At 73.0% G+C, this 11,151-nt stretch carries 7 protein-coding genes; 5 read left to right on the top strand and 2 right to left on the bottom strand.

Translation table 11 applies throughout. The features are described from left to right. From ACFP1K_RS39980 to ACFP1K_RS39970, 3 genes are all read left to right on the top strand, one after another. On the top strand, positions 1-1,845 hold a 1,845-nt coding region (locus tag ACFP1K_RS39980; protein ID WP_449329181.1), incomplete at its 5' end, for a DUF5682 family protein. Positions 1,846-1,939: 94 nt separating this feature from the next. Beyond that, complete coding sequence (locus tag ACFP1K_RS39975; protein ID WP_380763613.1) at positions 1,940-3,127, top strand: VWA domain-containing protein; 1,188 nt, start codon at positions 1,940-1,942, stop codon at positions 3,125-3,127. A 122-nt stretch (positions 3,128-3,249) separates the two neighbouring features. Further along, the gene (locus ACFP1K_RS39970) at positions 3,250-4,323 is read left to right on the top strand and encodes an enolase C-terminal domain-like protein (protein WP_380763611.1); all 1,074 of its coding nucleotides are present in this window, start codon (positions 3,250-3,252) and stop codon (positions 4,321-4,323) included. A gap of 344 nt (positions 4,324-4,667) precedes the next feature. Here the strand turns inward: ACFP1K_RS39970 and ACFP1K_RS39965 are convergent, their stop codons facing one another. Beyond that, a complete protein-coding gene (locus ACFP1K_RS39965) occupies positions 4,668-6,104 on the bottom strand; it encodes an LCP family protein (protein ID WP_380763609.1) in 1,437 nt (478 codons plus the stop codon). A 269-nt stretch (positions 6,105-6,373) separates the two neighbouring features. Continuing rightward, positions 6,374-7,867 (bottom strand): alpha/beta hydrolase family protein, encoded by a 1,494-nt coding sequence (locus tag ACFP1K_RS39960; protein WP_380763607.1) that lies wholly within the window; start codon positions 7,865-7,867, stop codon positions 6,374-6,376. Positions 7,868-8,012: 145 nt separating this feature from the next. Here ACFP1K_RS39960 and ACFP1K_RS39955 point away from each other — a divergent pair, with 145 nt between their 5' ends. Together ACFP1K_RS39955 and ACFP1K_RS39950 are read left to right on the top strand one after the other, a co-directional pair. Next, positions 8,013-9,134: an exonuclease SbcCD subunit D gene (locus ACFP1K_RS39955; RefSeq protein ID WP_380763605.1), complete on the top strand. Its 1,122-nt coding sequence runs from the start codon at positions 8,013-8,015 to the stop codon at positions 9,132-9,134. A 286-nt stretch (positions 9,135-9,420) separates the two neighbouring features. Next, positions 9,421-11,151: AAA family ATPase (locus tag ACFP1K_RS39950; RefSeq protein ID WP_380763603.1), on the top strand; the 1,731-nt coding region annotated here is incomplete at its 3' end.

The following is an 11,151-nucleotide window of genomic DNA, read 5'->3' as shown; positions in this document are numbered from 1 at the left end:
CCTGGGGTGGGGGCTTCGGGGGAGGAGGGGCTTAGTGGGAGGGATCCTATTGGGCGGTTGGCGGAGGCGGCTGGGTATGACGATGCGGAGCGTTGGTGGGAGGACGTGGTCGAGCATCGGGGGGGTGCGCCGTTCGAGGTGATCGCGGAGGCGATGGGGGCGGTGCGGGAAGGGTATGTGCCGGACGAGAGGGAGGCGCGGCGCGAGGCTTACATGCGCAAGACCATCCGGGGGGCGGCCAAGGACGGGTACCGGCGGATCGCCGTGGTCTGCGGGGCGTGGCACGTCCCGGCGCTCCAGGAGCTCGGGCCGGCCGCGCACGACGACCGGCTGCTGCGCGGGCTGCCCAAGGTGAAGGTCGAGATGACCTGGGTGCCGTGGACGTACGGCAGGCTGGCGTCGTGGAGCGGCTACGGCGCGGGCGTCGGGTCACCCGGGTGGTACGACCACCTGTTCGCCCACCCGGAGCGGCCGATCGAGCGCTGGCTGGCCCGCGCGGCGGGGGTGCTGCGCGACGAGGACCTGCCGGTGTCCTCGGCCCACGTCATCGAGGGCGTCCGGCTGGCCCACAGCCTGGCCGCCGTGCGCGGACGCCCGCTGGCGGGGCTGGGTGAGGTCACCGAGGCGGTCCGGGCGGTGCTCTGCGAGGGCGCCGAGCTGCCGGTGGAACTGATCCAGCGGCGCATGGTCGTCGGGGAACGGCTCGGCCACGTCCCGGACGACACCCCCATGGTCCCGCTGCAGCGCGACCTGCGGGACCGCATGCGGCGCCTCAAGCTGCGCGCCGAGGCACTGGGCCGCGATCTCGACCTCGACCTGCGCAAACCGCTGGACCTCGACCGCAGCCGCCTGCTGCACCGCCTCGGACTGCTCGGCGTGGCCTGGGGCGAGCCGCGGGAGGCACGCGGCAAGGGCACCTTCCGTGAGTCCTGGTGGCTGGAGTGGCGCCCGGAGTTCGACATCGAGCTGATCGAGGCCGGCGGGTACGGCACCACCGTCCCGGCCGCCGCGGCCGCCAAGGTCCGGGAGCTGGCGAGCCGCGACCGTCCGCTGGCCGAGCTGACCGAGGCCGCCGAGCGGTGCCTGCTCGCCGACCTGCCGGACGCGCTGCCGTCCGTGCTGTCGGCCGTCGCGGCCCGCGCGGCGCTGGACAGCGACGTCACGCACCTGATGGCGGCCCTGCCCCCGCTGGTGCGCGCCGAGCGGTACGGCGACGTGCGCGGCACGTCCGCCGAGGGGCTGTCGGCGATCGTGGAGTCGCTGCTGGCCCGCATCCGCGCCGGGCTCCCGGCCGCCGTCACCGGCCTGGACGACGACTCGGCCCGCGAGCTGCTGCGCCACGTGGACGCCGTCCACTCGTCGGTCGGGCTTCAGGAGTCGCGCCGGGACGGCTGGCTGGGCGTCCTGTCGGGCATCGCCGCCCGGGACGACCTGCACGGCCTGATCGGTGGCCGGCTCACCCGCATCCTGCTGGACGCGGGCACCGTCCCCGCCGACGAGGTGGCCCGGCGCATGTCCCGCTCGATGTCGGCCGGCGTGCCACCCGCCCGCGCCGCCGCCTGGATCGAGGGCTTCCTGGCCGGCAGCGGCCTGCTGCTGGTGCACGACTCGACCCTGTTCGCCCTGGTGGACACCTGGCTGTCCGGCCTGAGCCCCGAGGCGTTCATCGACGTCCTGCCCCTGCTGCGCCGCACCTTCGGTGCCTTCCCGGCCCCCGAGCGGCGCGCCGTCGGCGGCCGTGTCACGGCCACGGGGACGGCCCGCGCGGCCGTCCCGGAGACCGACGACCCGCGCGCCGCACCCGCCGTCCGCACCGTCTTCGAGATCTTGGGAGTGGGGAACTGATGGATCGGCATCGCGTCGTGCCGGGGAGCGTGGGAGAAGTGCCGGGGGAACCGATGGACCGGTCTCGTGCGCGTGTTGTCGCGGGGAGGAACTGATGGACGAGCGGGTGCGTAGATGGCGGCTCGTGCTGGGCGGGGAAGCGGATGGGACCGGGTGTGAGTTGTCCGGGGCCGATGCGCGGATGGACGCGACGCTGGCCGCGTTGTACGGCGGTGGTTCGGATGGCGGGGCCGGTGGCGCTGCGGGTGAGGGCCGGGACTCGCGGCGGGGGGCGGGGCTCGGAGGGTCGGCGCCCCGGGTGGCTCGGTGGCTCGGGGACATCCGGTCGTATTTCCCGTCGACCGTGGTGCAGGTGATGCAGAAGGACGCCATCGAGCGGCTCAACCTCACGCGGCTGCTGCTGGAGCCGGAGATGCTGGAGGCGGTCGAGCCGGACGTCCATCTGGTGGGCACGCTGATCTCGCTGAACAACGTCATGCCGGAGACCGCGCGCCGGTCGGCCCGCGCCGTCGTGGCCAAGGTGGTGGCCGACCTGGAGCGGCGGTTGTCCCAGCGCACCAAGACCGCGGTGTCCGGTGCGCTGGACCGCTCGGCCCGCACCTCCCGCCCGCGCCGGGTCGCCGACATCGACTGGGACCGCACCATCCGGGCCAACCTCAAGAACTACCTGCCCGACCGCAAGACCATCGTGCCGTCCCGCATGGTCGGCTACGCCCGCAGGCAGCGGGCGGTGCTGCGCGACGTCACCCTGTGTGTCGACCAGAGCGGCTCGATGGCGGCGTCCGTGGTGTACTCCAGCGTCTTCGGCGCCGTCCTCGCCTCGATGCGCACCCTCAAGACGTCCCTGGTGGTGTTCGACACCAGCGTCGTCGACCTCACCGACCGCCTCCACGACCCCGTGGAGCTGCTGTTCGGCACCCAGCTCGGCGGTGGCACCGACATCAACCGCGCCATCGCCTACTGCCAGGGCCTGATCACCCGCCCCGCCAACTCCATCTTCATCCTGATCAGCGACCTGTACGAGGGCGGCGTCCGCGAGGAGATGCTCCGCCGCGTGGCCGCCATGACCGCCTCCGGCATCCAGGTGATCGTCCTGCTGGCCCTCTCCGACGAAGGCCAGCCCCACTACGACCACGAGAACGCCCAGGCCCTGGCCGCCCTCGGCGTCCCCGCCTTCGCCTGCACCCCCGACGCCTTCCCCGCCCTGATGGCCGCCGCCATAGAACGCCGCGACATCGCCCAGTGGGCCGAACGCACCCTCTCGGTCCGCACCGGCCGCTGACCTCTTTCCTCCCGCCTGGACCAGGTGTGAAGCCGGTGGTCCGGGCGCGGAGGCGGCCGACGGGTTTGGATGGGGTGGCCGGAGCAGGCACCATGGAGGGGCAGGGTTCTGGGAGGAGACGCATGCCGCGCGTTCGTGAGCTTGAGGTTTTCCGGCTTGTGCTGCCGTACGGCAGGCGGCCGGAGAGCATTTTGGTGAAGCTCACGGACTACGGGGGGATGACCGGGTGGGGCGAGGTCGTCCACTCGCCCGGGCGCCGGGACGCCGCCGGTGCGCCGGTGCGGGAGCCGGACCCCACGCTCGCCAAGACCTGGAGCACCATGGAGGAGTCCCTGGCCCCCGCGCTGCTCGGGGTGGACTGGGAGCATCCGGACGAGCTCGGCGCGGTACCTGGAGGCTCCGCGGTCGACCTTGCGTGCTGGGACCTGTGGACCCGCATGCGGGGGGTGCCGCTGGCGCACGCCCTCGGCGGGACCCGCACGTCGCTGATCGCGACGGTGCGGCTGGCGGCCGAGCGGTCCCTGGAGGCGATGGTGGCCCGGGTCAACCGGCACGTCTGCGCCGGGTACGCCCACGTCACCATGGACATCCACCCGGGCTGGGACGTGGAGCCGGTCCGGGCCGTGCGCCAGGCCTACCCGGCGCTGGCCCTCGCCGTGGACGGCCGCGGCGCCTACACCGCCCTCGGTGACCTGCCGTCCCTGGACGCCTACGACGTCACCGCGATCGAGCGCCCGTTCGGCGGCCCCGCCGGGGACGCGGACCTCGATCTGCACGCCCGCCTGCAGGAGCAGGTGTCCTCCACGGTCGCGGTCGAGGTGCATTCGGTGGCCGCCGTCGAGGAGGCCGTCACCGCCCGCGCGGGCACCGCGCTCCTGCTGCGCCCGTCCCGCTTCGGTTCCCTGCGCGCCGTGCGCCAGGCCCACGACCGCGCCGCCGAGGCCGCGTGGGACATCAGCGCCGCGGGCGGCCGGGGCACCGGCCTCGCCCGCGCCGCCACCGTGGCCGTCGCCAGCCTTCCCGGCTGCACCCTCCCGAGCGACGTCACCGAGCCCCCGAGGAGCGCCCAGATCGTCACCCCGCCCGTGGGCGCCTCCGGCGGCGTGGTGGCCGTCCCCCTGACCCAGCCCGGCCTCGGCCACCTGGTCGACGAGGACCGCGTCCGCCGCCTGGCCGGCGAGTCCTTCCGATACTGACCCCAGGGTGCCGCACGGCGCGCTCTCCGGTGCCGTACAGGACGGCTCCCCGGCGCCGTACATGACCGGGGGAGCCTCAAGGCAGTAGAGCCCGGCGAGACGCTACCTACCACGCGAAGCCGTAGAAGCCACCTCCACACCGACTTACCCGCCCGAAATGGGGGGTTCACGGGCGCCCCGGGGGTCCACGTCACGGCCGCCCCGGGGGGTCCACGGGCGTCCCAGGTTGTCTACGGGCGTCCCGGGGGGTTCCATGGGCGTCCCGGGGGGTTCCACGGGCGTCCCCAAAGGGGTCCACGGGCCCCCCAGGGGCCGTCCTCATGGCCTCTTGCGAGGTTGGACCTTCAGCTTCCGCAGCCGTCGGCGATGCGGCGGGCGGATCCGGGGGTGGTGGCCGGGGTGGGGTTTCTTGGGGTCTTGGTCGCGCCTGGGGTTGGGGCGGCGGGGGTGGTGGGGGAGGTGGTAGGAGTGCGGGGGCGGAGGGCGCGGGCGGTGGTGCGGCGGATCAGGGACCAGTCGGGGGAGCCGGTGTTGATGAGTGGGGGGACGAACTGGACGCCGGTCAGGCGGGCGTTCCGGACCTTCAGCGCCAAGGGGACCAGGTGTTCCAGCATGGCGCGGGGGATGTCAGTGCGGAACATGCCCTTGGAGGCGCGGGCCAGCTCGTTGAAGCGCAGCAGCACGGTCGCCGGGTCCGCCTGATGGACCAATGCGTTCAGCACGCAGCGCTGGCGGCCCATACGGGTGTAGTCGTCGCTGTTGGTGCGCGACCGGGCGTACCACATGGCGTCCGCGCCGCGCAGTTTGCGGGTCCCGGCCTTGACCAGCCCCTCGTTGTACTTGCCGAAAACGATGTCCACCGGCACGGTGAGCGTCAGCCCGCCGAGGGCGTCGATGATCCGTGCCAGGCCCCACATGTTGGCAAGGGCGTACCAGTCCACCCGCAGCCCGAGCGTGTACCCGATGGTCTCCTTCAGCGTCCGCGGCCCCATGTTCTTGCGCCCGCCGAAGATCTCCGGGTGGTTCTCGGCGTACTGCCACACCGAGAACAGCAGGTCCTCGCGTGACCCGTCGGGGTTGGCGGGCAGCCGGAATCCGTTCGGGAACTGGCGGTACATCGGGGTACCGGGCGGGAAGCGGACGTTCTCCAGGTTGCGCGGCAGGCTGAACAGCACCGTGTCGCCGGTGCGGACGTCCACGCTCGCCAGGTTGAGGCTGTCGGTGCGCACCCCCACCCGGTCCGGCTGCCAGTCGCCGCCGAGGATCAGGATGTTCACCCGGTTGCGTCCCGCCCAGGGATCCGCGGGACGGTTCGGCGCGGCGGTGGCCGCCGCCTCGGCCCCGGGCTCGTCGAACACCGCGTCCAGCGTGGCGCCCGACACCTGGGCGTACTGCGCGACGACGGCGAACGGCATCGCGACCGCCACCGCCAGGGTGCCGGTGAGCACGCCGGAGATGATCTGCCCGGACTGGGACAGCTCACCCGGCCGCAGGATCACGTACGACCGGACGAGCAGCGCGAACCACCCGATCCCGGCCGCGCAGGCGACGATGATGATGGCCCGCAGCCAGGCGGGGTCGAGCAGGCGTCCGGCGAGCCCGGCGTCCGCCGTCAGGGCGACCGCGACCAGCCCGGCGATGATGAGGAGATAGCCCCCGAGCAGCAGGAATCCGGTACGGCGTCGACCGGCCCGCAGGTGTGCCGCACCCGGCACGATGGCGGACAACGCCGTCCAGCCGATGACCGCGGCCGCCCCCGGTGGCTTGTTCGCATGGCGCAAGGCTGTGTGTTCCTCCCCGTTTCCAGGGGCGGCACGATATTCATCCGAACCTACGAGTACGTGAACGCTCCGCCAACAGATCGCGATTTATGCGGATACGTCTGGAGGAGGGCCCGCAAGGCGCGGACCCCGCCGTCACCTGGGCGGCCCGCCGACCCTGCGGCGGGCAGCGGCCATCGGGACGCTCGCTACGCCGGTCCCCGGCGCCGTCCTCACCACGGCCCCCGGGCCCGTCACCGTGCTGGTCGCTAAAGCCGTCGGCACGGTGGTCACCAGGGGAAGCCGAACAGGCCGTAGTAGGCCGCGATGAGGAGCAGCCCGCCCGTCCCGCCCAGTACGGCCGCGACGCTGAACCGCTGCCAGCGGCCAGGCATCCAGCCGTCCTGCACCGCCGTGTACACCGCCGCCGCCGCGGTGACCTCCTGCACCAGCATGAGCAGCGCCAGGACCCGGACCACCAGCCACCCGGACAGGACCGCCGGCCACGCCCCGGCCTGGTTCACCGAGAACAGCACGATCAGCATGATGAACGCCACCACCGCCGCGAGCAGCCCCACGCCGGTCCACGCCATCCTGCGCAGCCGCCGCCGGATCGCGGGCCACTGCGGCGAACGGGCGGGCGCGAGCACGTCCCGTCCGCGCAGCCGCACCACGAACTCGGTGACCGGCGCCGCGACGTACGCCACCGTGGTCAGCGTCAGCACCAGGGTGAGGATGGCCCCTCCGGCGTACCACGGCGCCTGCGGCACGTCGGCCGTCTCGTACCGCTGCACGGGCGTGGCGCCCGCGATCTGCGCGCCCTGCGGCGGCGGCGCCGTGGCCGGCAGACCGAGAACCCAGTTGGCCAGCGTCTCCAGGTAGCCCTTGGTGAACGGCCCGCCGTTGACCCGCATCGCGTGGTCGGCGCCGCCGATGAACCGGATCGTGTAGTCGCTGTTGCCCGCCGCCTTCAGCCCCGCCGTCAGCTTCTGGGTGCTCTCCACGAACGGGATGGACGGGTCCATCGTCCCGTACAGCGCCAGCACCGGCTGGGTGATTTCCTCCAGCGCCGGGTCCGGGTTGTACCGCAGGAAGTCGAACCCGACGCCGCCCATGGCCTTGCCGAGCAGCTCGCGCACCCCGGCCGGCGCGTGCAGCCGTTCGAGCTGCTCGTTCAGCGCCCAGGCCACCTGGCGCAGCGGCGTGACGTTGGGGGAGGAGACCAGCACGGCGAACCCCACGTCGAGGTTCCGCGCCGCGAGCGGGATGACCCAGCTGCCCTCGCTCACCCCCCACAGGCCCACGCGCGCCGGGTCCACGTCGGGGCGCTGCTTCAGCACCTCGATCATCCGCAGCGCGTCGTCGGCGAGCAGGTTGAAGTCGCGGTGCCGGAAGTCGTACCCGACGGTGCGCTTGTCGTAGGTCAGCGTCACCACCCCGGCGCGGGCCAGCCAGGTGGCCTGTGTGGTGAACTCGCCGCGCAGGCCGGGCCCCGAGCCCTGGACGAACACCATCGCCGGGTGGCGGCCCGGGGTGAGCGGTGCCCGGATGGTGGCGTCGAGCGAGACGTCCTTGACCGGGACGGTGAGTTCCCTGGAGGTGATCGCGCCGTCATGGCGGACGGGGCGGTACTCGGTGGCCGGTTGCGGCGGGAGATGCTGGAAACTCGTGTTCTCGGTGAGCCGCGGCGGGTCGAAGGCGGGGGGTGACAACAGGTATCCCGTCGCCGCCAGCGCCGCCAGCAGCACGCCGATGGCCACGCTCAGACGGCCCCGGTCGCTCACGCCACCTCCTTGGTCGGGGCGGCTCGTCGTGGCGAGGGCTTTTCCGCCCGAAAATGACCTCCGATCAGTAGGTTAAGTCACGCGGGTGGAACGATGGTGCGCGAGGGGCCGCATTTGTCATTGGGACCTGTTAGCTTCCTGCGTCATGCGTCTCCTGCATACCTCGGACTGGCACCTTGGCCGGGCTTTTCACCGCGAAAGCCTCATCGACGCCCAGGCCGCCTTCGTGGACCACGTGATCGCCACGGTGCGGTCCGAGCGGGTCGACGCTGTGGTGATCGCCGGGGACGTCTACGACCGCGCGCTGCCCTCGGTGGACGCGGTCGAGCTGTGCGGTGAGGCGCTGCGACGGCTCGCCGACGCCGGGGCCCGCACCGTCCTGATCAGCGGCAACCACGACTCGCCGCGCAGGCTCGGCTTCGGCGCCGGGCTGATCGACGCGTCCGGGGTGCACCTGCGCACCGACCCCGCCGGGGTCGGCCGTCCCGTGCTGATCGACGGCGTGGCGGTGTACGGCATCCCCTATCTGGAGCCCGACATGGTGCGCGTCCCCTGGGGCCTCGCCGAGCGGGGCCACGCCGCGGCGATCGAGCACGCCATGGGCCTGATCCGGGCCGACCTCGCCTGGCGCGGCACGCCGTCCGTCGTGCTGGCCCACGCGTTCGTGACCGGGGGCGAGGCCAGCGACAGCGAGCGGGACATCAGCGTCGGCGGTGTGCCGCACGTCCCCCTGTCCGCCTTCGCCGGAGTCGACTACGTGGCCCTCGGCCACCTGCACGGCCGCCAGCGGATGACCGATTCCGTGCGTTACTCGGGTTCCCCCCTCGCGTACTCCTTCTCCGAGTCCGACCACGTGAAAGGCTCCTGGCTGGTCGACCTCACCCCGGGAGCCCTGGCCACCACCTTCGTCCCCGCCCCCGTCCCCCGCCCGCTGGCCCGCCTCCGGGGACACCTGGACGACCTGCTCACCTCCCCTCACTGGTCGCCGTACGAGGACCACTGGCTCCAGATCACCCTCACCGATCCCATCCGCCCCAAGTCCGCCATGGACCGCCTCCGCGCCCGCTACCCCCACACCCTGAACCTGATCTTCGCCCCCGAAGGCGCGACCCCCACCCCCCGCACCCCCCGCCTGGCCGGCCGCCCCGAGATCGACGTCGCCCTCGACTTCATCCGCGACGTCCGGGGCGAGCCCGCCGACCCCGCCGAACGATCCCTCCTGCGCCGGGCCATCGAATCCTCACGCACCAAGGAGACCCTGGTTTGACCCCCCGAAGCCTCCGGCCCGCGACTCCGGCGTCACGGTGGTCCGTGCGTCGGGTGCCGGGCCGGGCCGGGGTGGAGTGTGTGCGTCGGGTGCTGGGCCGGGCCGGGGTGGAGTGTGTGCGTCCGGTGCTGGTCAGGGCCGGGGTGGAGTGGGTGCGTCCGGTGCCGGGCCGGGCCGGGGTGCGGCGGTGCGTCATGGATTCCGAGCCGGCCAGGCGCGTGGCCGTGGTGTCGCGACGGTCCATGGCCGGGGCTCGGGCTTCGGTGTGGCGAGGGCGGTGGCCGGGATGAGGCTGCACCGGTTGTCACTGACGGCGTTCGGCTCGTTCCCCGGCCGGGAGGAGGTCGACTTCGACGCGCTGGGCGAGGCCGGTCTGTTCCTGGTGCACGGCCCTACCGGCGCGGGCAAGACGACCGTGCTCGACGCGGTGTGCTACGCGCTGTACGGCCGGGTGCCCGGGCAGCGCGACAGCGCGCGCCGGTTGCGGTGCGACCACGCGCCGCCCGACCGAGCCCCGAAGGTGGTCCTGGAGACGACACTGCGCGGCAGGCGCCTGAGGATCGCCCGTTCCCCCGCCTGGGATCGCCCCAAGCTACGAGGCACAGGCCTCGTGGAGGAGAAACCCAAGATCCTGCTGGAGGAGCTGACCGCCTCCGGCGAGTGGACGTTCCGCTCCAGCCGCTTCGACGAGGCCGGCGACCTGATCGGCTCCCTGCTCGGCATGAACGCCGACCAGTTCTGGCAGGTGGCCATGCTGCCCCAGGGAGACTTCGCCCGCTTCCTCCGCGCCGACGGCGACGACCGCCGCAAACTCCTGGAAAAACTCTTCTCCGTCCGCCTCTACACCGCCATAGAACAATGGCTGGCCGACCACCGCACCCAAACCGGCCAAGACCGCCAATCCCTCCGCCACCACCTCGACTCAACCCTCAACCACATGCGAGGCGCCGCCGGCCCCCTCCTCTCCCCCTCCGCCCCTACCGGCCTGGGCACTCCTGCGGATCAGGAAGCTCGCACCGAGCCCGGTACTCCCGGCATCCCGGTCGAGTCCGGTGTGTCGTCCGAGCTGGACAGCCCGGTAGGAGTAGGCACTCCTGCCGGTAAGGACATCCCCGCCGAGCCCGGTACTCCCGCCATGTCAGGCGAGTCCGGTGCGACCGCCGCGTCCGGAACGCCGGTCGGGCATGGCGCGTCGGCCGGGAACGACACCACCTCAGGACTCGGGTGGCCGGACGCGGAGGCGGAACCTGCGGAGTGGGCCGCCGCGCTGCTGGCCAAGGCCGCCGGGGTGCACGACGAGCAGAAGCGGGCCGCCGAGGCGAGCGCGGCGGTCCTGCGGGCGGCCAGGGACGGGCTGGAGAGCGGACGCGAGCTGGCCAAACTCCAGCGCGCTCACGCGGAGGCCCTGGCGCGCAAGGACGAACTGGACCGCGGCGCGGACGAACGTTCCGACCTGGAGACCATGCTCGCCGAGGCGGCCCGCGCCGACCGCGTCCTCCCGTTGGTCCAGCAGGCCGAGCAACGCGCCGAGGCCGCCGCCAAGGCCAAGGGCCTGGCCGCCGACGCCATAGCCCGCGCCCTACCCCTGCTCACCCCCACCGCCGACACCCGGATCAGTAACGAAGAACCTCCAAATCCCGGCCGTGACCGTCCAGCCGCTTCGACGAAGCTCGAAGAAGGCCGGGCGGGCGGGCCCAGCGTGTCCGCGGCCCCCCATTCGGGCGGGCAAGTTGATGCGGGACGGGCTCGGCCGGTTGAGGGAGTAGGACGGGAGTGGGTACGCCGGGATGATCTTGCCCGGTTGGAGGGGGGTGCGGAGGGCGGTGCGGTGGGGGTGTCGTCCGAGGGCCTCCACTCGGACGGGCAAGGCGGTGCGGTGGGGGTGTCGTCCGAGGGCTTCCATTCGGGCGGGGAAGTTGGTGCGGGACGGGCTCGGCCGGTTGAGGGAGTAGGACGGGAGTGGGTACGCCGGGATGATCTTGCCCGGTTGGAGGGGGGTGCGGAGGGCGGTGCGGTG

Origin of the sequence: Sphaerisporangium aureirubrum (assembly GCF_042658925.1) — a bacterium.
Taxonomy (GTDB): Bacteria; Actinomycetota; Actinomycetes; order Streptosporangiales; family Streptosporangiaceae; genus Sphaerisporangium; species Sphaerisporangium aureirubrum.
This window is presented reverse-complemented; position numbering and strand designations above follow the sequence as displayed.